We start from the raw sequence: 23,627 nt of genomic DNA, 5'->3' as shown, positions 1-23,627 counted from the left end.
AAAACGAGCACTTCTTCATCAGAAGTGCACGAAACCTGCTTTATTGATGGGCCAGAACACTAAGTCTGCCCGCCCGATAATTTTATCATAAGGAACGAATCCCACTTCTGAGAATCGGCTGTCTTTACTGTCGGAACGGTTATCTCCCATTACGAATACGGAGTCAGCCGGTACTTTCACTTCTGTACCCGGGTCCGCCCCCAGTTCTGGGAAGTTTCTTCTATTATAAGCATGCCCTTCTTTTAGAGCATTATCAATCGCTTCTTTAAGATAAGGCTCGTCAATGGCCTCATTGTTAACGAAGACCTTGTCTCCATTCACCCGAATCGTTTCACCGGGAAGCGCTACAATCCGCTTGATATAATCGATCCCTTCAGGTGCGCGGAGGACAATGACTTCTCCACGTTTCGGTTCACTGAACTTGTATGTAACTTTGTTTACAATTAACCGCTCGCCTGTGTGAAAGTTAGGTTCCATCGAAGGGCCTTCGACGATAAACGGAGCAAACAACAGCCAACGAATCACAAACACAAGAACGGCTGCAATAAGCAGAGCCTTCGCCCATTCCCATATTTCTTTCTTGACCGGGCTGGTAGTTTGGACCGCTTGGCTCCCTGCTTCAGCCACCGGCTCCTGCTCTTTTCTCTCCATGATCCAGACCCCATTTCCTGTTCAAATGAAATGTTTATCGGAAAACTAAAAGGGGACTTGAAAACAAGCCCCCCCAGGTCTTTATTAACGAATTTCTTTGATTCTAGCTTTCTTACCGCGAAGTCCGCGCAGATAGTAAAGTTTCGCACGACGAACTTTACCGCGACGAGCAACTTCAATTTTCTCAATCTTCGGAGAATGAAGCGGAAGAGTTCTTTCCACGCCAACGCCGTAAGAAATTTTACGAACGGTAAATGTTTCGCTGATTCCGCCGCCGTGACGCTTGATCACAACACCTTCAAACAGCTGAACACGCTCGCGGGATCCCTCGATAACCTTTACGTACACTTTCAATGTATCGCCGGGGCGAAAGTTTGGAAGATCTGTACGAATTTGATCTTTGGTAATTTCCTGAATGATATTCATTTAAGATTCACTCCTTTCACAATAGGTGTTCATTCCGTCTTCTCTTAAGATGTACTCTTGCTGCATACGTAGAGGACCACCCGATTCAAACAACACAACATTGGATAGTTTACCATATACCCAGAAGAAACACAACTAAAATCCCGACTTTCTAGAGAGATGTCGATAATCTGTTGAAAGCTGCACCTGAATCCTAAGCCTGCTAGAGCCTTCAAGTGTGGTTTGCAAGAACTTCTCCGCCTACTCCTTGCGGCTCTCTTCCTGCCTTTTTTCCTTAAGCCAGCGTTTTTCCTTATCTGTCAGCTCCACCCTGTCCAGAAGCTCAGGACGGCGCTTGTAGGTACGATAAAGAGACTGCAGGCGTCTCCACTCTGTAATGTTGGCATGGTGACCAGAGACGAGCACATCCGGCACCGTCCAGCCCCTGAATTCCACGGGACGGGTATAGTGCGGATATTCGAGCAGTCCCGTGCTGAAGGAATCGGTTACCGCGGACTGTTCATTGCCAAGTACTCCTGGCAGCAGACGCACGACACTGTCTATGACGACCATAGCCGGCAGTTCTCCTCCGGTAAGAACATAGTCGCCGATTGACAACTCATCCGTTACCAGAAACTCACGGATACGCTCGTCATAGCCCTCATAATGCCCGCAGATGAAGATCAGATGATCTTCTTTCGCTAGCTCCTCCGCCTTTTTCTGCGTAAAAGTTTCTCCCTGCGGACACATCAGAATAACCCGCGGCTTTGCGCCGCCTGGTCCTGTAGTAGGATTAGGAACGTTTTGTCCGGCAGCCGGGTCCGCATCCGTCGCATGAGCATCTACCGGCAGAATTGACTCTACAGCCGCAAAGATGGGATCTGGCTTCAGGACCATCCCGCCGCCGCCGCCGTACGGATAATCATCCACCGTATTATGCTTGTTGGTCGCAAAATCCCGAAAGTTAACCGTGGACAAACGGACAAGTCCTTTGTCCCGGGCCTTGCCCAGAATACTCGATGAAAAGACACCTTCGAACATAGCGGGGAATAAAGTCAGCACATCGATGTTCATAAGTCGAGGAGTCCCTCCAGCAGATGTACGGTCACTACCTTTTCCTTCACATCGACATCCAGTACCACATCATCTATGACTGGCAGAAGCAGCTGCTTCTTGTTCGGCCTGCCTACTACCCAGACGTGGTTAGCCCCCGGTGTCAAGATCTCCTGAATGAGGCCAAGTTCTTCGCCCTCTTCCGTAATAACACGGCATCCGATAATCTCATGATAGTAATATTCATCATCTTCCAGGTCGTCCAGATAACGTTCTTCCACTTTTAAAAGGGAACCTTTAAGAGGTTCAACCTCGTTAATATTAGCGAACTCTTTGAACTGTACGATGTACATATTTTTATGCAGTCGCGAAGTTTTAACTGTCACCGGAATGTGCTTTCCCTTGGCATCTTCAATAATAAGCTTGCTTCCGTCCGCATACCGCTGCTCCGGAAAATCCGTATGGGGCACTATTTTAAGTTCACCGCGCAAGCCGTGTGTGTTAACGATCGTCCCAACCGTATATAATTTATCGCTCATATTTATATATTTCCACCTCCGTACTGATTTCAAACCTTGCATCTATTAGAAAACAGGTGATCCAGAGCCCGTTCCCGTTCACCTCATCGAGCTCTGTCCTCCTACCTGTAAAGACCATTACTCAAGAAACCGGTTACCGGCCAAGATGAAAGAAAAAGGCTAGGAATGATCCTAACCTTTTCCTCTATGACATTATTTCCACCGTAATACGTTTGCTTTCCTTCACTGCTGCCGACGTGACGACTGTGCGAAGAGCTTTGGCAATACGTCCCTGTTTGCCGATAACTTTACCAACATCATTGGGATGAACAGACAGTTCGTAAACGATGCTGCTCTCGCCTTCCACTGCATTCACACGCACGTCTTCCGGATGATCCACGAGTGCCTTAGCGATAACGGTAATGACCTCTTTCATAAAGACCTCCGAAAATGAGCAGGATTACTTCTTCAGCTTAAGCTCGTGATGCTTAGTCATAAGACCTGCTTTGCTGAACAGGGAACGAACGGTATCAGACGCTTGCGCGCCGTTTTGGAGCCATTTCAGTGCTTTTTCCTCGTCGATTTTAACGACTGCAGGTTGAGCAACCGGGTTATAGTAACCGATCTCCTCGATAAAACGTCCGTCACGCGGAGAGCGGGAATCGGAAACAACTACACGATAAAAAGGAGCTTTGTGAGCACCCATACGCTTCAAACGAATGCGAACTGCCATGAACTATCACCTCCATCATAGAATAAACAAGTGTGTGCCGCCAATAACGGACACTTATATGTGGATCCCGTCGGTTTAGCCGAACGGGAACTTAAAACCTTTACCCATTTTCTTCATCTTATTCATTGCTTTCGGATTCATCATACCCGAGAACTGCTTCATCATCTTGCGCATATCATCGAACTGCTTGATGAGCCGGTTGACATCCTGTACAGAGTTGCCGCTGCCTAAAGCAATACGTTTACGACGGCTGGCGTTAATGATTTCAGGCTTACGCTTCTCTTCCTTGGTCATCGCCTTGACGATCGCTTCGACGCGTCCCATCTGCTTATCGTCTACCTTCACATCTTTGATGCCTTTCATCTTGCCGGCACCCGGAAGCATATCCAGCAGCTGGTCCAGCGGACCGAGCTTCTTGACCTGGTCCATCTGCTCAAGGAAGTCCTCGAATGTGAACTCCGCATTGCGCATTTTACGTTCCATTTCTTTGGCCTTGTCCGTATCGATACCGGCCTGCGCTTTCTCGATTAGGGTGAGCATGTCCCCCATGCCGAGAATCCGTGAAGCCATCCGCTCCGGATAGAAAGGTTCAAGCGCGTCCATCTTTTCGCCCATTGCGGCGAATTTAATCGGGCAGCCTGTAACCGCTTTGACCGACAGGGCCGCGCCACCACGCGTATCGCCATCGAGCTTCGTCAGAACGACGCCCGTCAGCTCAAGCTGCTTATGGAAGCTTTCCGCGACATTGACCGCGTCTTGACCCGTCATGGCGTCAACTACGAGCAGTGTCTCGTGCGGCCCCACTGCTTCGCGTACCTGCTGGAGCTCTTCCATCAGCGTTTCATCGATGTGCAGCCGGCCTGCCGTATCGACAATAACATAATCGTTATTGTTGTCTTTGGCATGCTGGAGACCATTCTTAGCAATCTCCACGGGGCTCACTCTATCTCCCATAGAGAAAACCGGAACTTTCAGCTGTTCGCCCAGAACCTGCAGCTGCTTAATCGCAGCGGGACGGTAAACGTCACACGCTACAAGCAAAGGCCTGTGATTCTGCTTCTGGAGCATTTTGGCCAATTTCCCGGACGAGGTTGTCTTACCTGCGCCCTGAAGACCGACCATCATAATAACTGTAGGCGGTTTGTTCGCTTTGGCCAGCTTCGTGTGTGTTCCGCCCATCAGCTCGGTCAATTCTTTGTTCACAATATCAATGACGACCATGCCGGGGGTGAAGCTTTTCATTACGTCTTGTCCGATTGCGCGTTCTTTAACTTTGGCAATGAATTCCTTCACGACCTTGAAGTTAACATCCGCCTCAAGCAAGGCAAGCCGTACTTCGCGAAGCGCTTCGCTGACATCCTCTTCCGTCAGTTTGCCTTTGCCTCTCAGCCTGTCGAAAACACCTTGGAGCCTGTTGCTCAAACCTTCAAATGCCACGTAAACCGCCTCCTTTCATGTCCGTCATCCATCTATATCTCTGTTCTAAACGTTCCATTCCAACATTCACAAGGGTTATTCCATATGAACGATACGGCGCAAATAATCCGAAGCGCAGTCAGCGAGATCTTCAGGCGAATCCTTCAGTTTCTCTTCCGCTTCACCCAGCAGCTTCAGCCGCCGTTCGTGTTTGCTCAGCAAGGCAAGCTTGCTCTCATAATCTTCGAGCGTAACCTCGGCACGCTTCACATGCTCATAAACGGCCTGCCGGCTTATCTTAAACTGCTCCGCGATTTCTCCCAAGGAGTAATCATCGTGAAAATACAGCTTCAAGACGGTCTGTTGTTTGTCCGTCAGCATAGGCTCGTAAAAATCGAACAGAAGATTGATTCGGTTCGTTTTCTCCAGAATTTGATCTTCCGTCATAGCCCGACCTCCGTCAAGGTTCTACACTTTACACCTGCAACAACAGTCCTTATGATAACGGATGCCGGAAAGGATGTCAAGCGTCTGACCTTGTCAGCAGTAAAAAGATAAGAATCGGCTGGATTACTCTGCCCTTTCCTTCTCTTCCGCTATCCATTTGCCGAAAAGCGCATGAACAAACTGTTCGGAATCAAACGCTTGAAGATCGTCCATTTTCTCGCCGAGACCCACGAATTTAACCGGAATGTTAAGTTCCTGGCGAATCGCCACGACAATACCGCCTTTGGCTGTGCCGTCAAGTTTCGTAAGCACCAGACCTGTCAGCCCCGTTTTGTCACCGAACATTTTGGCCTGCTGAAGCGCATTTTGCCCGGTTGTAGCATCTAGCACCAGCAGAACCTCATGAGGACCTTCCGGCACTTCACGGCGGATAACCCGGTAGATCTTATTGAGTTCTTCCATTAAGTTCACTTTATTCTGCAAACGTCCTGCCGTGTCACACAGCAGAATATCTGCGCCGCGGTTTTTAGCCGCCTGCACAGCATCGAACATAACGGCCGCCGGATCTGAACCGGCCTGCTGCTTGATCACATCTACTCCAACCCGCTGCCCCCACGTCTCCAGCTGCTCGATAGCACCGGCACGGAATGTATCCCCCGCAGCCAGAAGCACTTTCTTGCCTTGGGACTTGTACAGGTGCGCCAGCTTACCGATTGTGGTGGTCTTGCCGACACCGTTAACGCCTACAAAAAGAATAATTGTCGGACCTGATGCGGCCATGCTCATGGAACTGTCCTCACTGCCTTTTAGCAGCTCCGTCAGTTTCTCCGATAGAACCGGCTGAAGATCATTCGGGTCCTCGATTTTCCGTTTGCGCACTTCGCTGCGCAGTTGTTCAATCAGTTCCATTACGGTATTTACGCCAACATCTGCACCGATCAGAATTTCTTCCAGCTCTTCGTAAAACTCTTCATCGATTTTTTTGCGGCGGCTGAACAAATCATCTACCCGGTCAACAAATACGTCGCGGGTCTTCGTCAGACCCTCCTTGAATTTATTCGTAACGGCCTCCGTTTTACTGGAGATGCTTTCTTTTAATTTTTTAAAAAAACTCATACTCAGTTGTTCCTCGCTTTCCTGTTTCAATAGTCTGTCAGAGTTTATCTTGCATCTACTATGTTATAACCGATGCCGGGCTTGAAGCGCTTCAGACCAAAGTCGGGGAATTGTTCCCGCACAGCCCAGATATGCATCTATGAAGCGGAAATCATTGCTTCCTCATCCTCAAGACGTACGGAAACAAGCTTCGATACGCCACCTTCCTCCATCGTAACTCCATATAAGACGTCAGCTTCTTCCATCGTACCTTTGCGGTGGGTAACGACAATAAACTGTGTCGTTTCCGAGAATTCACGCAAATATTCAGCGAAACGGGTAACGTTGGCTTCATCCAGCGCGGCCTCAACCTCGTCAAGGACACAGAACGGTACCGGCTTGACGCACAGTATGGAGAACAGCAGCGCAAGCGCGGTCAAAGCCCGTTCGCCGCCGGAGAGCAGCTGCAGGTTTTGAAGCTTTTTGCCCGGCGGCTGCGCTACGATCTCGATCCCCGTCTCCAGGAGGTTCTCCGGATCCGACAAAATCAGATCGGCTCTGCCGCCGCCGAACAACTTCACGAAAACGACGACAAAGTGAGAACGAATCGCATCGAAGGTCGTTTTGAACCGTTTCGACATCTCCTGGTCCATTTCACGGATGACTTGATACAAGGTAGTCTTGGCCTCAACCAGATCATCCTTTTGAACAGACAGGAAATCATAGCGCTCCGATACCCGGGCAAATTCCTCGATTGCGCCCAGATTGACATCACCTAGTGCTGAAATCGAGCGTCTAAGTTCACGGACTTTGTTCTGGGCACCGGTAATATCCTCGGGTACAGGGTAGCGTTCTTTGGCAAGCTCGTAGCTCATCTCATAGTCTTCGCCCAGCTTCTTAAGCAAGTTCTCCAGCTCCACATCGAGTCGGTTCACGCGCACTTCATGCTGGACAGACTGCTCCTCCACTTGTTTAAGGCGTGTCCTCTGCTCCCGGGTTTCGTTCTCTGCTTGTTCAAGCTTGTCGGCCCAAACCGTGCGCTCGGAGCGCTTGAACTCAATCTCCTCCGTGCATTTCTGCTTACGGAGTCTTAAAGAGTTCAACAGTTCGACCTGCTTTACGGATTCCTCGGTGTGGTACTCCATCTCGGCGCGCAGCTGCCAGAGCTGGCGGCGGTTCATCTCCAGTTCCTCCTTGGCATCGGAAAGATCCTGCTGGAGACGTCTCTGCTGATCCTGCAGCGATTGTTTCTCCTGCGAAGCGGAAGCCACGCGCACCTTCAGATCGGTAAGCTGATTCTGAAGTTCCTCCTTAGCAGATTCATTCGCTCTGCGCGATAGTTCCGCATCACGAATCGCCTGCTGGAGAGCTTCTTCTTCCTGCTGCAGTTCATCAAGCTGCTGCCTGTTATCTTCAGCACGGCGCAGGTACTGGCTGCGCTCTTCAAGAAGGGTGGAGCGGTCGTCCTGCTCCAGAGTCAGTTGTTCTTCGATGCGGCGGACTTCCGCTTCAAGCGGTGTCAAATCCGCACGGATCTGCTGTTCCTCGATCCGCTTCTGCTCACCGCGCTCACGCAGTTCCTCAAGTTTGGCGTTGTCTTCGACAATCTCCTTGCGGGCTTGTGCGGCGCGCGACTTCAACTGCTGCAGCTGAGTTTCGGAGGTCAGAATGTCTTTATCCATCTCCTCGATCTGACGCTGGCGTCCCAGGAGATTAGAGGTTTTCTTCTGCAAACTGCCCCCTGTCATCGAGCCGCCGGGATTGACGATATCCCCTTCAAGGGTTACGACCCGGTAACGGTAGTTTGCTTTTGCCGCAATCTGGTTCGCATCTTCCAGACTATCTGCGATAATGACCGTCCCAAGCAGGCTTGAGAAGATATTATGATACTGCGGATCGAATTTGATGAGATCGACACCGATCCCGACGAATCCGCTTGCTGAATGCAAAGCACTGCGCTCTCCTTCTCCGATAGACCGGCCCCGTATAACATCCATAGGCAGAAAAGTAGCACGCCCCAGCTGACGCCTTTTGAGGAAAGCAATGGCCTCGCGACCGTAAGCTTCCGTCTCTACGACGACATTCTGCAGCGCCCCGCCGAGTGCAGTTTCAATCGCAACCTCGATTTCAGCCGGCACTTTCACCAGCTCGGCGATAGCCCCGTGTATGCCCTTCAGACCGTCAGGCCGGCTTTTGGCCTTGAGCACCTCTTTGACGCCATGCATGAAGCCGTCGTAATCGTTCTGCATTTCTTTCATTGTATCCCGCCTGGATGTCAGTGCATCAATCTTCTGTTCCCACTTGCGTAACATGCCTGCCGACTCTTCCAGCAGATTCTGTTTCTTTTTGAGATTCTCGCTCAGATCGAGATAAGCGGAACGGATCTTCTCGACTTCCTTACGTGTCTGATCCAGCTTATTTTGCAAATCCTTGCGCCGGGTAGCGATATCCGTCTGCATAGCTGCACGCTTCTGCCCTTCTTCTTCCAGACGGCCCAGGCGCTTAGCCAGGCTTTCAAGCTGCTGCTCCGCATATCGAATTTCATTGCGGCACTGCGCCATCGCGTTCATTTTATCCAGGAGTTCCGACTTCAGCTGGTCTTCTACCCCTGATTTAAGGCCGCCGCTCACGCCAAGCAGCCGGTTCTCTTCCTCCGACAGTTTAGCCTGATATTCAAAAAGCTGCGCGCCGATATGTACGATTTTGTCCCGGTGCTCCGAAAGCTCCGTTTCCTTCTCAGCAAGCCTGCTTTCTTGAAGCGTAATCGTCTGATCCAGCTGCTGTTCATTGGCGGCAAAATTCTTCTTCCGCTCTTTGAGTACTTCGCCGTGTCCTTCGCACTTCTCCAGGTTTTCACTAATATCGAGCAGCGTTCCCTGAAGCTTCTCCAGTTCTTCCTCCAGCCGCTTCGTTTCCCAGCGGTGTTTCTCCAGCTTTGCATCATGCTGACTTACGAACGTAGACAAACTCAGTTGTTCCTTCTTCAGCACAGTCAGCTTCTCATTGGTCTCTGTCCAGGATACATAAATCTGATCAATCTGATGAACGTAGACCGCGATCTCGCTATGTTTCAGCTCTTCCTTCAGCTCTTTATAGCGGACAGCTTTCTCCGCTTGCTCTCTTAAAGGGTTAATCTGATCTTCAAGCTCGGTAATCAAGTCATGAATCCGCAGCAAATTCTGCTCCGTTTCATTCAGCTTCTTTTCCGATTCTTTCTTGCGTGATTTGTATTTCACAATTCCGGACGCTTCTTCAAAAATACTGCGCCGCTCTTCAGATTTCGTACTCAAAATCTCTTCAATACGGCCCTGCCCGATAATCGAATAGGCTTCTTTACCGATCCCCGTATCCATAAATAATTCTGTAATATCTTTCAGACGGCAGGACTGCTTGTTTATAAAATACTCACTGTCGCCGCTGCGGTGTACCCGCCGGCTGACCGTGACTTCATTATAGTCAAGAGGAAGGGCCTGAGAGGTATTGTCGAGAGTCAGGGAAACCTCTCCGTAATTAACCGCCCGGCGCGCATCACTGCCTGCAAAAATAACATCCTCCATCTTACCGCCGCGTAAACTGCGGGCACTCGTTTCACCAAGTACCCACCGGATGCCGTCCGAGATGTTGCTCTTGCCGCTTCCGTTAGGACCGACGACCGCTGTTATGCCTTTTACGAATTCCAGCTCCGTACGGTCTGCAAATGATTTAAATCCGGATAATTCAATCCGCTTCAAGAACATATCTATTTTTCACCTCAAAACTTTTCATAGGAAAAGTTACTTCGTAAACTACCGATCCTTCACAAGGATCAACAAACCGGCCACCCTAAGATAGCCCAGGCTCTATTGTATCATAACCCGTGTTCAAAGCAGAGGGCAAAAGAAAAGAGCAGCTCGGCTGCTCTTCATCTCATTTATATCTTGCCGCTTCGAACTATGCTGGAGCACAGCTATCGCTAAACTGCATAGCGGCTAGTTTTCCATTAAGACATTCAACTTGGTTAATGCCTGCGAGGCTGCCTGCTGCTCCGCTTCTTTCTTGGAGCGTCCGGCGCCTTTGCCAAGCTGCTTGCCGTCCATACAAACCTCAGAGACAAATTCTCTCTCATGAGCAGGTCCGCGCTCCTCCACGATCCGGTATTCAAGCGAACCCATGTTGTGATGCTGGGTGTATTCCTGTAATTGGGTCTTATAATCAATGATCAGCAATTTGCCTTCTGCCGAAACATAAGGAAAAACGTGCTGGTTTAAAAATGATTTGACCGCTTCAAGCCCCTGATCCAGGTACAGTGCTCCGATAAAACCTTCGAACACATCGGCGAGCAGAGCAGGACGCGAACGTCCACCGGTCATCTCTTCACCTTTGCCTAACTGTACATAGATGCCAAAATTAAGTTTCTCTGCAAAATTCACTAATGAAGGCTCACACACAATCGATGCCCTCAGTTTCGTGAGCTCCCCCTCCGTACGGTGGGGATACTTGAAATACAAGTATTCGGAAACGGTCAACTCCAGGACAGCATCGCCTAGAAACTCCAGGCGCTCATTATCCTGATAGTTGGCCATACGATGCTCATTCACATAAGAAGAATGAGTAAACGCCTGCCTCAACAAATCGTGATTTTGAAAACGGATATTGACGTCGGCTTGAAGCTGGTTAACATCTCGGTTCATGTTCTCACCACCGGCCGCTTGTTAGGCTTCGAATTTTCTGAAAATAAGCGTAGCATTGTGTCCGCCGAATCCAAACGAATTGGACATGGCTACCCGCACATCGCTTTTACGCGGAACGTTCGGAACGTAATCCAAATCCAGTTCAGGATCGGGATTATCCAGATTAACCGTTGCAGGAATGATGCCGTTCTGCAGAGTCAAACCGCAAATAACGGCTTCAACACCGCCGGCTGCTCCAAGCAGATGACCGGTCATCGACTTCGTTGAGCTCACAGCTACTTTATAAGCGTGATCGCCGAACGCCTTCTTAATGGCCATAGTCTCTGACTTATCGCCAACTGGTGTACTGGTTCCATGCGCGTTAATATAGTCGACTTCTTCGGGCGCAATGCCTGCATCCTTGATAGCCTTAACCATACAGCGCGCTGCACCTGCGGGATCGGGCTCTGTCATGTGATGGGCGTCGCCGCTCATGCCATATCCGATAACTTCGGCATAGATGTGGGCACCGCGCTTCTGAGCGTGTTCCAGCGATTCAAGAATAAGAATCCCTGCCCCCTCACCCATAATGAATCCGTCCCGGTCCTTATCGAAAGGCCGGCTTGCTTTCTCCGGCTCATCGTTGCGCGTAGACATGGCACGCATAGCACAGAAGCCAGCCACTCCCGTAGGGCTAATGGTCGCTTCCGCACCGCCGCAGATCATGACATCGGCTTCACCGTACTTGATAAGCTTGTAGGAGTCTCCGATGGAATGTGTGCCTGTGGCACAGGCGGTTACTGCCGTGGAGTTCGGCCCCTTCGCTCCGGTAATCATCGAGATTTGGCCGGAAGCCATATTCGCGATCATCATCGGAATGAAGAACGGGCTAACCCGCTTAGGACCTTTCTCAAGCAGAATTTTGTGCTGCTCTTCCCAAGTCGACAAACCGCCGATCCCGGAACCCACATACACGCCAACCCGCTCCGGATCCGTGTCTTCTTGTATGTTCAGCCCTGAGCTTTTCAAAGCATTCAGACTCGCTGCCACAGCTAGCTGTACAAAACGGTCCATTCTTCTTGCTTCACGTTTATCTATATAATCTTCGGGGTTAAAATCTTTGACGGATGAGGCGATTTTTGTCGGATACTGGCTTACATCGAAACTTTCGATTTCGCTGATACCGGACTTGCCTGCAAGCAGATTACCCCAGAACGTATCCACATCTTGACCTAAGGAGCTGATTACTCCTACACCAGTAATTACGACTCTATTCACGTGTACCACCTCTGAAGTTTAAGGGTGTTCTCTCGTTTTTCTAGGATCAGAAAATGAGGAGAAGTCCCGCCTTTGAGAACGGGACTCTTTTAGAACGGGACTTGAAGGAATGTTACGTATGAGATTTTATGTAATTCACTACTTCTCCCACAGTCGTAATCTTCTCAGCATCTTCGTCGGAAATCTCCAGATCAAATTCATCTTCCAATTCCATAACTAATTCTACAACATCGAGAGAATCAGCACCTAAATCATCTTTGAAAGACGCTTCGAGGGTAACTTCAGACTCTTCTACCCCTAAGCGGTCGATGATAATTTTATTCACGCGATCCAGTACGTCGGACATCCGGCTCACCTCCTCCTTGGTATTATACGAGAATCCCAAACAAATTGCCATACTTGTCTAACCGGGTGCGGCACGTCCCAAGCGTTGCCCTTCGAAAAGAGCCCTGCTACATGTACATGCCCCCGTCGACATGAATCGTCTGGCCTGTCATATAGGCAGCTTCCTCTGATGCGAGGAACCGGACGATCATGGCAATATCCTCCGGCTTGCCCAGCTTGCCCAAAGGAATTTGCTGCAATAAAGCAGCCTTCTGCTCCTCAGGAAGCTTGTCGGTCATGTCGGTAGAGATAAAGCCTGGCGCTACCGCATTCACCGTGATACCCCGTGAAGCAAGTTCGCGCGCAGAAGCTTTGGTCAGCCCGATGACGCCTGCTTTGGCGGCCACATAGTTCGCTTGGCCCGGATTGCCCAAAACACCCACAACGGAGGATATATTGATAATCCGCCCTGAACGCTGTTTCATCAGAGGTCGGGTTGCTGCCTTGATACAATTAAAAACGCCTTTCAAATTCGTGTTAATAACGGCATCAAAATCTTCCTCTTTCATGCGCATGATAAGATTATCTCTTGTAATGCCCGCATTATTCACGAGGATGTCCAAATTACCCAGTGCTTCAATCGTTTGTTTGATGAGATCCTCAGCTTCCGCCGACTTGCTGACATCCGCACGGATTTTAACCGCCCGCTGTCCGAGAGCCTCGATCTCTTTGACAACCTCTTCCGCAGCCTGTTCGCTGCCTGAGTAGTTAACGGCTACATCGGCTCCCTTGGCAGCAAGCTCCAGGGCGATCGCCCGGCCTATGCCGCGGGAAGCTCCCGTAACGAGTGCTACTTTACCATTAAGCATCCCTTATCCCCCCATCCGTTTATTGAAATGTAAAAGGCTACAGTCCGGCCTGCAAGGCAGCTTCCAGACTGTTAATTGAAATCACCTTAACGCTGCGGTCCACTTTCTTGATCAGACCTGCGAGCACACTGCCGGAGCCGATTTCGTAGAATGTGTCTGTCCCCTGCTCAATCAGCCAGACAATGGTATCTTCCCACAGGACGGGGGAGTACACTTGGCGGACCAGGAGCTCCCTGATTTCGTCGGGAGACGATACGGGTCTTGCTGTAACGTTCGCCACTACAGGAACTGCCGCGTCTGCTAACGATATATCCGATAAAACATGCGCCAATTGCTCAGAAGCCGTCTTCATCAGCGAAGAGTGAAAAGGTCCGCTCACATCGAGCGCAATAGCACGTTTGGCACCCGCTTCTTTGGCGCGTTCGATGACAGCCTGCACACCTTCACGTGTGCCGGAGACCACGATCTGCCCCGGGCAGTTTACGTTAGCGAGCTCAACAACGTTTCCTTCACTGCTGATCCGCCGGCACAGCTCGTCCAAAGCCGCACGTTCCGCTCCCAGAACCGCCGCCATGACTCCGCGTCCGTTAGGCACCGCCTGTTCCATAAATTCTCCACGGGCGCGGACCACACGGACCGCCTCTTCGAAACTGAGGACACCCGAGGCGACGAGCGCCGAATATTCACCCAGGCTGTGACCGGCCGTGTAATCGGGCTGGATGCCTTTCTCACGAAGCACTTCCAGATATGCCGTGCTCGTGGTTAACAGTGCAGGCTGCGTGTGATACGTCATTTTCAATTCTTCTTCGGGCCCGTCAAAAATTAATGAAGACAACGAATAGCCTAACGCCTTGTCGGCTCCATCAAATATGTGCTTAGCTCCGGCATGAGCGGAATAAGCATCCCTGCCCATTCCGACAGCCTGGGCCCCCTGACCCGGAAATACGAAAGCGATTTTACTCATATGTGTAAGATTCCTCTCTGTCTATTACCAGACCAATACGGATGCTCCCCAGGTAAGACCGCCGCCAAAACCGACGAGAACCGTCGTGTCGCCTTCTTGGAGCCTTCCCTGCTCTACAGCTTCAGCCAGAGCCACTGGAACGGAGGCTGCGGACATGTTGCCGTAGCTATCCAGATTGATCATGCATTTGTCTTCCGTAAGGCCCAGCCTGTTAAGCGCGGATTGAATAATCCGGATATTCGCCTGATGCGGAATAAGCAGATCGATGTCATCCTTCTCAAGCCCCGCTTTGGCCAGCGCATCTTCAGCAGCCGAACCCATAATGCGGACCGCGAATTTGAACACTTCATTGCCCGCCATATGGATATAATGCAAGCGTTGATCAATGCTTTCGGCTGATGCCGGGAACCGGGAACCGCCGCCTGCGATCTTAAGAAGATTCCCCCCCGAACCATCTGCGCCCAGTTCAAAGGAACGAAACCCACGTCCTTCCGGTACAGCCCCGATAACCACAGCGCCCGCACCGTCACCGAATAAAATACAAGTATTGCGATCGGTATAATCCGTAATCCGCGAAAGCGTGTCCGCTCCCACTACAAGTGCATATTTATAAGTTCCCGTTGCGATAAAATTAGCCGCATTGGCCAGGCCGTAAATAAATCCGGCACAAGCCGCCGCAAGATCAAAAGCAGCTGCATTCTTGGCTCCGAGCTTGTCCTGCAGGATGCAGGAAGCAGAAGGGAATGCCATATCCGGAGAGATGGTAGCCACGATGATCAGATCAATCTGGTCCGCTGTGATGCCCGCGTTCTGTATAGCGATGCGGGAAGCTTCCAGAGCCAAGTCGGAGGTTGCCTGATCAGGGGCAGCTACTCTCCGTTCCCGGATGCCGGTCCGCGTAACAATCCACTCGTCGTTTGTTTCTACCATCGTCTCCAGTTCTTTGTTAGTTAAAACCCGCTCGGGTACATATTTACCGGTTCCTAGAACGCCTACTGGAATGCCATACATGTCGTTCCACTCACTTCCCGTTCTTGATTTCCACAGCAATTGCTCCAACCAAATTGTTCTGTAATGCCGTTCTGGCCTGGCGTACCGCGTTCTTGAAGGCGTTAGCATCGGATGAGCCGTGACTCTTGAGCACTAACCCTCCTAGTCCCAGAAGCGGGGCGGCACCATGCTCCGTATAATCAAACTTATTCTTGAATGCAGCAAGCCCCGGCTTGAGAATAGCGGCACTCAATTTAGTCAGTGTGCTTCGTGTGAATTCTGTCTTCAACGCGGAGAAAATGACCGAAGCAGTTCCCTCCAAAGTTTTGAGCATAATATTGCCGGCAAAGCCGTCACAAACAATGACATCGCACTCCGCTTGCAAAATATCGCGGGATTCAATATTGCCCACGAAATGAATAGGCGCTTCTTCCAACAATGGATACGCCGCTTTCGTCAGCTCATTCCCCTTCATAGCCTCTGTTCCGATATTGAGCAATCCAACACGCGGACGCTCAATTCCATGCACCTTGCTCCGGTAAATACTGCCCATAATGGCGTATTGAAGCAAATGTTCCGGGGTAGCATCCATATTCGCTCCCAGATCCAGGGCAAGCACCCCCACTCCATCAAGAGTCGGAATCATAGGCGCCAGTGCGGGTCTGTCAATTCCCGGGATGCGCCCGACAATAAGCAGGCCTGTCGTCATCAAGGCGCCCGTATTGCCCGCTGAAATCATGGCATCGACTGCGCCTTCCTTGACGAGACGGCCTGCAACCACCATTGATGCGTCTTTCTTCCTGCGTACGGCCTTGACCGGCTCATCATCCGCTTCGATTACTTCCGAAGCGTGCGCAATGTGCAGATTCGGCAGCTGCTCGGTTAAGAGCGGCTCAATTCTGGCTTTGTCGCCGACAAGCGTCAGCTCCACATCCTTGTATTCCTTGGCTGCCGCGACCGCCCCTTCAACGACGGCTCCGGGGGCATGGTCTCCGCCCATTGCGTCAATTGCGATCCGCATTGGTTGTTCCTCCTTCTGTCCGGTGCTGTTCTTTTCTAGAGTGAAAAATAACAAAGCTGCCTTCGAACACCACTTCATCGCCAATAAAAGTCTGTACGTCCACTTTAGCCTTACCTTTGGAGAGAGAACGCACATATGCCTTCGCGATACACTTCTCTCCAAGCATGGCGGATCGTATAAAACGAATATCTGCTGAGGCGGTTAATGCAATCGGATCGTCAATCACCGCTACAGCAAGAGAGTTAGCCTGAGCGAAAAGATGATGTCCGCGGGCTATCTGTGTTCTTGAAAATACATGCTCTTCATTAAGCTGGAACATGGAAATACCGCTTTTGTCGAGCTGAAGATCAATAACTTCCCCAAAAACTTCATCAATCGGCAGTGAACGTACCTGATCATAGGAACGCTCAGCCATATGTTTGATCCGTTCGCGAAGCTCGGGAATTCCAAGCTCCAGCCTATCCAGGCGAACAGTTTGAATACTCACTTGAAACTTCTTCATCAGTTCATCATCCGTCAGAAACGGATTATCTTCAATAGCCGCAAGCAGCTGCTGCTGACGGCTGCGCTTAGGAAGACGTTCGATGACAAGCACCACCCTGCTTGTAGAGTCGACTTGAAAGATATAGCCTCCTCTTATTACCTAGTACTAAATGTAGTATATATAATTTGCGGGCAAAAGGGAAGCCATCTAAATCTAAAACTGTTAAAACAAACCTTGCGGGCAAAAAAAAATAGCACTTCACCAAAGATGAAGTACTATCTGTACCTGAAACGAAATTAAGCTTGTACGATTTCTCTGCCTTTGTAAGTTCCGCAGTTTTTGCAAACGCGGTGAGACAGTTTAAGCTCTGCACACTGCTCGCATTTAACCATGCCCGGAACTTCCAATTTGAAGTGGGTACGGCGCTTGTCGCGGCGGGTTTTGGATGTCTTTCTAAACGGTACTGCCATGAATTCCACCTCCTTAACGTAATTCCAATCATCCTTATGATTTGAAAAAGTCAGCCAAACCGGCCAATCGCGGATCAATCCGCTCATTCTTGCAGCCGCATGGATTCTGGTTGCGGTTCGTTCCGCATTCAGGGCACAGCCCCTCGCAGTCTTCCCGGCAAACCGGCACCAGCGGCAGCTCCAGCTCGATCGTTTCTTCAATAAAAGGTTTCAAATCTACTTTATCTTCGTGAACCAGATGAATATCATCTTCATCACTCTCCGGAGCTTGAGCCACGATGTCCGGTTTCGAAGTAAAAATTTCCCTGAAGGGAATGTTCAGCGTCTGCTTGAACGGCTCCAAACAACGGGAACAGCCAAACTCAATCTCGACGGAGAGCTTGCCTGTAACTTCCACAGCGTCAACCGCTGCAGCTGCTTCCAGATCTGTCACTATCGGTCCTGCTGACAATATATCCTTGCGGCCCTTCAGCAGGAAGTCGCTGCTTAGCGATTCTTGACTGAAGGATTGTCCTTTGGCAGTAATGTCCTTTAAATTAATCCACATGTTTTATCACCTCAAACAAACAAAGATAATTATAGCCACTATTGCTTACTCTTGTCAATCATTTCGGCGGTAAGGATTCTAAATATTTAAGAGCGTCCTCCATTGTAGCCACGGGAACAATCTTCATCTTCGAGTCAATTTCCTTGGCGCGCTCTACCGCAGCGGTATAATTATAAATCGTTCCTTTATCGGTTTTGAGATCCTGCGGGGCAAAAAAGATTTCGGCACCTTCTTTGTCGGCGGCAATAATTTTGTGTTTGATCCCGCCGATTACTCCTACCGTGCCATCCGGGTTGATCGTTCCGGTTCCGGCTATCTTATGTCCCTTGGTGATGTCTCCCGGTGTCAGCTGATTATAGATCTCAAGAGAAAACATCAGACCGGCCGATGGACCCCCGATCTCTCCCGCCTTGATGACCACCTGCTTATCTTCCTTCTCGGCCTGGACGCTTTGCATTTCGGCAAGTGAGATCCCGATTCCGACACGTCTTTTGCCCGTATCTTTATCCGGAGGCAGGACGCCGAGCGGCATGGAAGCCTTCATCGTTTTGTCTCCCCGAAGGTAAGTGATCTCAATCATATCGCCTTCCTGCTTGCCTTCAATATAGCTCAGTAAATCCTTGGAACTTAAGATTTCTTTATCATCCGCTTTCAGAATCTTATCACCGGTTTGAAGATGCTTCTCTGCAGGCATCCCTGCCGTTAATCCGGTAACCAGGATGCCTTCTCCTTTTATACGATAAGGAATATTCGCTTTGCGGTAAGCAGCCTGGATCGCTTCGCTTTGAGAAGTCAGCATAACGAACTGCTGCTGCTGGGAGTAATCACGCTCCGACATCCCTTTGAGAACATCCTTCTTAAGCTGGAGCTCATCGTACGGATTCGCCAGTGACCAGAGGTAAGTGACAATATTCGCGTTAGCCACCCGCACGGTAACCAGCATAAGATCTCCCTTCTCTTCCGTATTCGTCTCATCCGGAACTTGCACCATCGGGTGAATGGCCTCAGCGGTACCCGGCATGTAAATAAAGAAGGGAAGCGGCACATAGAACAACACAGAAAAAGTAATTAAGCCGATAAGCAGCGATGTGACGAACCGTTTGGAACGTCTGGGGGGGCGCCTTCGCACCATATCCTTATCGCCTAAATCGTTCTCGGTCATCTTAAAGGTTCCCTCCCGTACGGTCCTGATAAATTTATGGATACAGAGTAGTGTATGCTTGCCGGGCTTGGTCTAAACATGCCCGGTCAGGCGTACACATGTACCAAATGAATTGAGGTGTTTAATTATGCCCAGATCAATAACGCGCCAGCCGAGCGGCAGCGGTTACCGGACTACGCTGCTGCTGGGGGCCATGGCCGCCGCGCTGGTTACTTCCATTATTGCTTTTCCCGACAAAGCCCTCCAGGCTTCCTTGGAAGGCATTACGATTTGGTGGAATATCGTTTTCCCGGCACTGCTGCCGTTCCTGATTCTTTCCGAACTACTGACGGGCCTGGGAGTCGTACATGCACTCGGAACCCTCCTGGACCCGCTTACGAAGCTTCTCCTGCGTCTTCCCGGGGTAAGCGGGTGGGTACTCGCTGCGGGAACACTGGGCGGCTTCCCTGCAGGAGCGACCCTCACGGCCCGGCTGCGCCGAGAGCGGCTCATCACGCGCCGCGAGGGAGAGCGGCTGCTTGCGCTGTCGCATCTGGCAAGCCCGGTGCTGATCATTACCGTGATCGGCACCGGCTTCCTGCACAGCCCGCGGCTGGGCCTGATGCTCGCTGCGGTCCATTACGGAGCCGCGCTGCTTCTCGCTTTTGCCCTGCCTGGAGCGCCCAAAGGGAAAGCGGATCACTCCGATGCCTGCGCGGAGGAAGATTCCGCTGGCGCAGACGGACCCGCGGGCGCCGGGCAGCCGAACAGCGGCGGTTCTCAAGTTCCGCCGCTGTGGAAAAGATCAGCCCGCACCCTGCTCCGCGCACGCCAAGAAGACGGCCGTGCCTTCGGCCAGTTACTGGGAGATTCCGTGGTGAACTCCGTTCAATCCCTGATGATTGTGGGAGGCTACATGATGATCTTCTCCGTCCTCATCCACATGATGACGTTCCCGGAAATAACGGGAGAGGTCGGCCGCTGGACCGGAATCACGTTTGCCTCTGACCTTGTTCACCATCTGGCCACGGGCTTATTCGAGATTCATCTGGGTACTTACGGGCTTGCGGGATCGGAAGCGGGCAAAGTACCTGCGGGAATCATTTTTGCCTCTATCGCGGCTTTGCTCGGATTCGGCGGGCTTGCTTCCCACGCTCAGGCAGTAAGTGCCCTGCAAGACACAGGTCTGCGCTACTTGCCGTTTCTTATCGCCCGTTTGCTCCATGCGTCGATCTCGTACGTGCTTGCCCTCTTGATGTGGAGAACGATCCAAGGCCCCCTCCTAAGGGGTACCCCTCAACTTATCGAGGTTTCCGGAGCCCCTTATGTACCGGCTGCAAGCAACCCAAGTCCATTTCATTCTGCCAGCCTGCTGGCCTTTTCCGGAATCCAGCTCAGTATGCTGCTCATTCTCCTTACGGGCGCCTGCCTGATCTCTGCAGCAATCTATCGCTTCAAACACACAGCCAGACGATAACGGCAAGAGGTCTTCCTGGGATGGGATCTATACAGCCGGATGTCCCGGCAAATTATGACTGGACCGAACCTGCAGCAAATTTAAGCTTCAGTTCCTTCTCCACTTCCTGCGGAACAAAGTGTGAAACCGGTCCATGGAAGCGCGCGATTTCTTTTACAATACTGGAACTAAGGAACGAATATTGCGGCGACGACGTCATAAAGAACGTTTCCACATCATCATTCAATTTCGTATTCATCGTCGCAAGCTGCAGTTCATATTCAAAATCAGAGACCGCACGCAGCCCCCGGACAATGATGTGAACATCCTTGGACTTCATATAATGGATCAGCAAATCGCGGAACCCGTCCACCTCAACGTTCGGAATATCCCGCGTTACTTGCGTTAATAACTGAATACGCTCTTCCAGAGAAAAAAGCGGGTTTTTGGACGTATTATTCAAAACCGCGACGATTAACTTGTCAAACACTTTAGCAGACCTGCGGATAATATCCAGATGGCCGTTGGTTACGGGATCAAAACTGCCCGGATAAACAGCAATTTTCAAATTCGGTTTTTCCTGAAGCACAGCTGTGTCAGCTCCTTTTATAAGTCGGTCTCCACCGGACTAGTCTCTTCACAAACATAAATCGTAATAGCCGTATCCCCATAATCGGATCGCCTCTGCAGGATAAAGCCTTCCATAGCCTCAGGAAGCACATCATCGGCATCATGTTCGACCACGATCGTTGCGCTCTCTTCCAGCAGGTGCAATATCCGCATCGTTTCCATCAGTTCTTGTATGATTTTAAACCGGTAAGGCGGGTCCAGAAAAACGAGATCAAACTTTATGCCCCGCTTTCCCAGCGCTTTAAGCGCTCTTCCCGCATCATTACGGTAAATCTCTGCCCGTTCCGCAAGCTTAGTCGCTTCCAGATTGTGACGGATCGTATCCAAGCTTTTTTTCTCTCGGTCAATAAAAATGCAACTATCCAGCCCGCGGCTTAACGCCTCAATGCCCAGGCCACCGGTCCCTGCAAACAAATCCAGCGCCTTCCCACCGTCAAAGTAAGGGCCGATCATAGAAAAGATCGCCTCTTTCACCTTGTCGGTCGTCGGGCGCGTGCTCATGCCAGGTACGGATTTTAATGCCCGCCCCCGGGCGTTTCCTGATATGACTCTCATGCTTTCCCCACCATTTACTTGTGTCAGTTTTCTGTTATCGTACCACAATCTAACTTCTCTGCACAAAAGGGACGAAAAAATTTCCAAAGTTTACGTATAAACTTCCTGATAGAGGGACATCATGGAATTATCGACATCGAAAGTGTCGTAGACAACCGCGGAGAAGACTTACGTTTCCCCATAAGCTCTTCGTCCGGTTTCTCCTCTCCCATGAAAGGCCCTCGTTGCGAAACGGGGGCCGATTTTTTTTGGTAGTACAGTAATTTACGCAGTTCTTGAAATAATTCCTAAAAAATTTATGGTTTCTTAATAATTCATATGATACATTACGTATCAAGGAGTGACTAAGCGAATGAAGGTAAGAAATGTTATGTCCATCATTTTGGGTATTTGTGTTTTTGTAATTCTTTGTGCCTTCCTAGGATTCACAAATGCGTTCTCGTTTATCGGATTATTGCTATTCTTTTTTATACTAAACACATTTAATGACTTCTTTGAACTATTAATAAATAGAGGTGATGACACTTAATGATTGCATTGAATATTCTTAACCTATCTTTTATGGCCTCACTTGCGTTTGTTTTAGGAGTGAAGTTTTTTAAGAAGAAACTTTTTACAGCGTTTGATTTTTTCGTTATTGGTATTATTGTGTACTACCTTATTCCTTTCTCAGCAACAGAAATTTTTCTGTCTGACAGAAATACATTTCAAACAAAAGTAGAGACAAAAGTTTACACATTCCTCGTGATCTTTATATCAACTTTGATAGCCTTAGTCGGTTATAAAATGACCGCCAAAGTAAAACTATTAAGGGTTGCAGATTTGAAACTATTTCCGGTGTTTAAGCAGGTTATCGGTGTTATAAGCATAGCAATCTTTTTCTACATAATCTGGATCTACGTCACAAAAATTGATTTTTCAAACCTGGAACATAACATGCAATTACGGGAGCTATTGAGCGGACTTGGACCATTCGCAGTATTGCTCCAGATCCCAAACGGTCTAGCCTTATATTACATATATCGGGCTGCCAAATACAAAGAAAATTACAAGCTGGCTACAATTTGGATGATCGTAGCTCTGATGACAACGTTCATCCGAGGCGAACGGACTGACTTAGTTTTTATCGCTTTATTCCCATTCCTGGCTTGGTACTTTTACAAGAAGACCGCCAAACCTATTATCGTTGGCATTGTTGTTATTTCGATTATCTTATCCATTTACTCGGCTAACTTTAAAGTTACCCACATAAACAATGACGAAGGGTACGGTCAAACCGCTATAAAAATGATCGAAGATGACTTTGATCGTAATTGGGTAACATGGGCCGCTATTGATAACGCGAGTCTGACTAAATCAGAATTACTCCCTTATCGGGGATCGGGTTATGTGTATACACTTTTAGGGTATGTGCCGCGGAGCATAGCACCATTCAAGGGTTACAATTCTCCTCAGTGGTTCACGCTTAATATATCGCCACAAATGGGGTATACGCTCTATGGGGTTTCTGATGTTTCGGAGCTTGACTGGGGGTATGCGTTTGGGTTTCAGGTAGAATCAATTTTAAATTTCGGATTCATTGGTTTAGTGTTCGTATCGTTTTTTGTAGGTGTTGCTTTGCGTTTCCTTCAAAACCTACTTGTACGTTTTGAAGTGCTTTATCCCATAATCGCCATTATGGCCCTGCAATTCTCTGCTCTAACTTCTTTTACGCTAATGACTATTCATGTACCCATATTAGTGACTGCGCTGATAATATATATGAGTGGTGACAGAAAAGAAACTTCTACGCGCTCAGCATTTGTAAATACAGCTATAGGGAGATAAACTCAGCCCAAAGCTGAATTTATCTCGGACCGGATTAGGTCGCTAATGCCATTATTACGAGCGATAATAATTGTGTTTAACCAAGCAAGCTCAGACTTAGTGAG

Annotated in this window: 25 protein-coding genes; 2 read left to right on the top strand and 23 right to left on the bottom strand. The window is 49.7% G+C overall.

The genetic code is table 11. The features are described 5' to 3' along the window. Positions 1–18: 18 nt before the first annotated feature. The 21 genes from lepB to AR333_RS07170 all read right to left on the bottom strand — a co-directional run bounded on the left by lepB (position 19) and on the right by AR333_RS07170 (position 19,076). Positions 19–651 carry a signal peptidase I gene (lepB, locus tag AR333_RS07270; RefSeq protein ID WP_068774604.1) on the bottom strand — a complete coding sequence of 211 codons (633 nt, stop codon included), beginning with the start codon at positions 649–651 and terminating at the stop codon, positions 19–21. A gap of 84 nt (positions 652–735) precedes the next feature. Then, the gene (gene rplS, locus AR333_RS07265; protein WP_068774603.1) at positions 736–1,077 is read right to left on the bottom strand and encodes a 50S ribosomal protein L19; all 342 of its coding nucleotides are present in this window, start codon (positions 1,075–1,077) and stop codon (positions 736–738) included. Between the two features lie 240 nt (positions 1,078–1,317). Further along, positions 1,318–2,130, bottom strand: coding sequence for a tRNA (guanosine(37)-N1)-methyltransferase TrmD (trmD, locus tag AR333_RS07260; protein ID WP_068774602.1), 813 nt, complete (start codon positions 2,128–2,130; stop codon positions 1,318–1,320). Beyond that, the gene (gene rimM, locus AR333_RS07255) at positions 2,127–2,648 is read right to left on the bottom strand and encodes a ribosome maturation factor RimM (protein WP_068774601.1); all 522 of its coding nucleotides are present in this window, start codon (positions 2,646–2,648) and stop codon (positions 2,127–2,129) included. Before rimM ends, trmD begins: the two co-directional genes overlap by 4 nt. A gap of 184 nt (positions 2,649–2,832) precedes the next feature. Beyond that, positions 2,833–3,063 carry a KH domain-containing protein gene (locus tag AR333_RS07250; RefSeq protein WP_068774600.1) on the bottom strand — a complete coding sequence of 77 codons (231 nt, stop codon included), beginning with the start codon at positions 3,061–3,063 and terminating at the stop codon, positions 2,833–2,835. Between the two features lie 24 nt (positions 3,064–3,087). Further along, on the bottom strand, positions 3,088–3,360 hold the full coding sequence (rpsP, locus tag AR333_RS07245) for a 30S ribosomal protein S16 (RefSeq protein WP_068774599.1): 273 nt from the start codon (positions 3,358–3,360) through the stop codon (positions 3,088–3,090). A 75-nt stretch (positions 3,361–3,435) separates the two neighbouring features. After that, positions 3,436–4,797, bottom strand: a complete 1,362-nt coding sequence (ffh, locus tag AR333_RS07240) for a signal recognition particle protein (RefSeq protein WP_068774598.1) — start codon at positions 4,795–4,797, stop codon at positions 3,436–3,438. A gap of 75 nt (positions 4,798–4,872) precedes the next feature. Next, complete coding sequence (gene ylxM / locus AR333_RS07235; RefSeq protein WP_068774597.1) at positions 4,873–5,223, bottom strand: YlxM family DNA-binding protein; 351 nt, start codon at positions 5,221–5,223, stop codon at positions 4,873–4,875. 123 nt (positions 5,224–5,346) lie between these two features. Beyond that, positions 5,347–6,339: a signal recognition particle-docking protein FtsY gene (gene ftsY, locus AR333_RS07230; RefSeq protein ID WP_068774596.1), complete on the bottom strand. Its 993-nt coding sequence runs from the start codon at positions 6,337–6,339 to the stop codon at positions 5,347–5,349. Between the two features lie 137 nt (positions 6,340–6,476). Then, entirely contained in the window at positions 6,477–10,055 is a 3,579-nt protein-coding gene (gene smc, locus AR333_RS07225; RefSeq protein ID WP_068774595.1) for a chromosome segregation protein SMC, read from the bottom strand. 231 nt (positions 10,056–10,286) lie between these two features. Next, positions 10,287–10,988 (bottom strand): ribonuclease III, encoded by a 702-nt coding sequence (rnc, locus tag AR333_RS07220; protein ID WP_068774594.1) that lies wholly within the window; start codon positions 10,986–10,988, stop codon positions 10,287–10,289. A gap of 21 nt (positions 10,989–11,009) precedes the next feature. After that, a complete protein-coding gene (gene fabF / locus AR333_RS07215) occupies positions 11,010–12,245 on the bottom strand; it encodes a beta-ketoacyl-ACP synthase II (RefSeq protein ID WP_068774593.1) in 1,236 nt (411 codons plus the stop codon). A 112-nt stretch (positions 12,246–12,357) separates the two neighbouring features. Further along, on the bottom strand, positions 12,358–12,591 hold the full coding sequence (acpP, locus tag AR333_RS07210; RefSeq protein WP_068774592.1) for an acyl carrier protein: 234 nt from the start codon (positions 12,589–12,591) through the stop codon (positions 12,358–12,360). Between the two features lie 106 nt (positions 12,592–12,697). Continuing rightward, on the bottom strand, positions 12,698–13,438 hold the full coding sequence (gene fabG, locus AR333_RS07205) for a 3-oxoacyl-[acyl-carrier-protein] reductase (protein ID WP_068774591.1): 741 nt from the start codon (positions 13,436–13,438) through the stop codon (positions 12,698–12,700). Positions 13,439–13,475: 37 nt separating this feature from the next. Next, positions 13,476–14,402, bottom strand: coding sequence for an ACP S-malonyltransferase (gene fabD / locus AR333_RS07200; protein ID WP_068774590.1), 927 nt, complete (start codon positions 14,400–14,402; stop codon positions 13,476–13,478). 24 nt (positions 14,403–14,426) lie between these two features. Continuing rightward, complete coding sequence (locus tag AR333_RS07195) at positions 14,427–15,413, bottom strand: beta-ketoacyl-ACP synthase III (protein ID WP_068774589.1); 987 nt, start codon at positions 15,411–15,413, stop codon at positions 14,427–14,429. Between the two features lie 10 nt (positions 15,414–15,423). Then, positions 15,424–16,413, bottom strand: a complete 990-nt coding sequence (gene plsX / locus AR333_RS07190) for a phosphate acyltransferase PlsX (RefSeq protein ID WP_068774588.1) — start codon at positions 16,411–16,413, stop codon at positions 15,424–15,426. After that, positions 16,397–17,011 carry a transcription factor FapR gene (gene fapR, locus AR333_RS07185; RefSeq protein WP_068774587.1) on the bottom strand — a complete coding sequence of 205 codons (615 nt, stop codon included), beginning with the start codon at positions 17,009–17,011 and terminating at the stop codon, positions 16,397–16,399. The genes plsX and fapR overlap by 17 nt, the downstream gene beginning before the upstream one ends. 182 nt (positions 17,012–17,193) lie before the next feature. Further along, positions 17,194–17,367 carry a 50S ribosomal protein L32 gene (rpmF, locus tag AR333_RS07180; protein ID WP_068774586.1) on the bottom strand — a complete coding sequence of 58 codons (174 nt, stop codon included), beginning with the start codon at positions 17,365–17,367 and terminating at the stop codon, positions 17,194–17,196. Positions 17,368–17,401: 34 nt separating this feature from the next. Then, complete coding sequence (locus tag AR333_RS07175; protein WP_068774585.1) at positions 17,402–17,914, bottom strand: DUF177 domain-containing protein; 513 nt, start codon at positions 17,912–17,914, stop codon at positions 17,402–17,404. Between the two features lie 58 nt (positions 17,915–17,972). Further along, positions 17,973–19,076 carry a SepM family pheromone-processing serine protease gene (locus tag AR333_RS07170; RefSeq protein ID WP_084783524.1) on the bottom strand — a complete coding sequence of 368 codons (1,104 nt, stop codon included), beginning with the start codon at positions 19,074–19,076 and terminating at the stop codon, positions 17,973–17,975. A 127-nt stretch (positions 19,077–19,203) separates the two neighbouring features. On the opposite strand from AR333_RS07170, the gene AR333_RS07165 reads away from it, so the two are divergent. Continuing rightward, positions 19,204–20,532, top strand: a complete 1,329-nt coding sequence (locus AR333_RS07165) for a hypothetical protein (RefSeq protein ID WP_068774583.1) — start codon at positions 19,204–19,206, stop codon at positions 20,530–20,532. A gap of 52 nt (positions 20,533–20,584) precedes the next feature. Here AR333_RS07165 and coaD read toward each other — a convergent pair whose 3' ends face one another. Together coaD and rsmD are read right to left on the bottom strand one after the other, a co-directional pair. Then, entirely contained in the window at positions 20,585–21,100 is a 516-nt protein-coding gene (coaD, locus tag AR333_RS07160) for a pantetheine-phosphate adenylyltransferase (protein ID WP_068774582.1), read from the bottom strand. Between the two features lie 17 nt (positions 21,101–21,117). Further along, the gene (gene rsmD / locus AR333_RS07155; protein WP_068774581.1) at positions 21,118–21,696 is read right to left on the bottom strand and encodes a 16S rRNA (guanine(966)-N(2))-methyltransferase RsmD; all 579 of its coding nucleotides are present in this window, start codon (positions 21,694–21,696) and stop codon (positions 21,118–21,120) included. Positions 21,697–22,224: 528 nt separating this feature from the next. Between rsmD and AR333_RS07150 the strand changes: the two genes are divergently transcribed. Further along, a complete protein-coding gene (locus tag AR333_RS07150; RefSeq protein WP_068774580.1) occupies positions 22,225–23,523 on the top strand; it encodes a hypothetical protein in 1,299 nt (432 codons plus the stop codon). Positions 23,524–23,627: the final 104 nt, after the last annotated feature.

It is taken from the genome of Paenibacillus sp. FJAT-26967, assembly GCF_001541095.1.
Taxonomy (GTDB): Bacteria; Bacillota; Bacilli; order Paenibacillales; family NBRC-103111; genus Paenibacillus_F.
The sequence above is the reverse complement of the archived record's forward strand: the minus strand, read 5'-3'. Positions and strand labels throughout refer to the sequence as shown.

Bases quoted from the DNA above. Each gene is read 5' to 3' on its own strand.
- lepB (WP_068774604.1), bottom strand. From the start codon at position 651: ATGGAGAGAAAAGAGCAGGAGCCGGTGGCTGAAGCAGGGAGCCAAGCG.
- rplS (WP_068774603.1), bottom strand. From the start codon at position 1,077: ATGAATATCATTCAGGAAATTACCAAAGATCAAATTCGTACAGATCTT.
- trmD (WP_068774602.1), bottom strand. From the start codon at position 2,130: ATGAACATCGATGTGCTGACTTTATTCCCCGCTATGTTCGAAGGTGTC.
- rimM (WP_068774601.1), bottom strand. From the start codon at position 2,648: ATGAGCGATAAATTATATACGGTTGGGACGATCGTTAACACACACGGC.
- AR333_RS07250 (WP_068774600.1), bottom strand. From the start codon at position 3,063: ATGAAAGAGGTCATTACCGTTATCGCTAAGGCACTCGTGGATCATCCG.
- rpsP (WP_068774599.1), bottom strand. From the start codon at position 3,360: ATGGCAGTTCGCATTCGTTTGAAGCGTATGGGTGCTCACAAAGCTCCT.
- ylxM (WP_068774597.1), bottom strand. From the start codon at position 5,223: ATGACGGAAGATCAAATTCTGGAGAAAACGAACCGAATCAATCTTCTG.
- ftsY (WP_068774596.1), bottom strand. From the start codon at position 6,339: ATGAGTTTTTTTAAAAAATTAAAAGAAAGCATCTCCAGTAAAACGGAG.
- smc (WP_068774595.1), bottom strand. From the start codon at position 10,055: ATGTTCTTGAAGCGGATTGAATTATCCGGATTTAAATCATTTGCAGAC.
- rnc (WP_068774594.1), bottom strand. From the start codon at position 10,988: ATGAACCGAGATGTTAACCAGCTTCAAGCCGACGTCAATATCCGTTTT.
- acpP (WP_068774592.1), bottom strand. From the start codon at position 12,591: ATGTCCGACGTACTGGATCGCGTGAATAAAATTATCATCGACCGCTTA.
- fabG (WP_068774591.1), bottom strand. From the start codon at position 13,438: ATGCTTAATGGTAAAGTAGCACTCGTTACGGGAGCTTCCCGCGGCATA.
- fabD (WP_068774590.1), bottom strand. From the start codon at position 14,402: ATGAGTAAAATCGCTTTCGTATTTCCGGGTCAGGGGGCCCAGGCTGTC.
- AR333_RS07195 (WP_068774589.1), bottom strand. From the start codon at position 15,413: ATGTATGGCATTCCAGTAGGCGTTCTAGGAACCGGTAAATATGTACCC.
- plsX (WP_068774588.1), bottom strand. From the start codon at position 16,413: ATGCGGATCGCAATTGACGCAATGGGCGGAGACCATGCCCCCGGAGCC.
- rpmF (WP_068774586.1), bottom strand. From the start codon at position 17,367: ATGGCAGTACCGTTTAGAAAGACATCCAAAACCCGCCGCGACAAGCGC.
- AR333_RS07175 (WP_068774585.1), bottom strand. From the start codon at position 17,914: ATGTGGATTAATTTAAAGGACATTACTGCCAAAGGACAATCCTTCAGT.
- AR333_RS07170 (WP_084783524.1), bottom strand. From the start codon at position 19,076: ATGACCGAGAACGATTTAGGCGATAAGGATATGGTGCGAAGGCGCCCC.
- AR333_RS07165 (WP_068774583.1), top strand. From the start codon at position 19,204: ATGCCCAGATCAATAACGCGCCAGCCGAGCGGCAGCGGTTACCGGACT.
- rsmD (WP_068774581.1), bottom strand. From the start codon at position 21,696: ATGAGAGTCATATCAGGAAACGCCCGGGGGCGGGCATTAAAATCCGTA.
- AR333_RS07150 (WP_068774580.1), top strand. From the start codon at position 22,225: ATGATTGCATTGAATATTCTTAACCTATCTTTTATGGCCTCACTTGCG.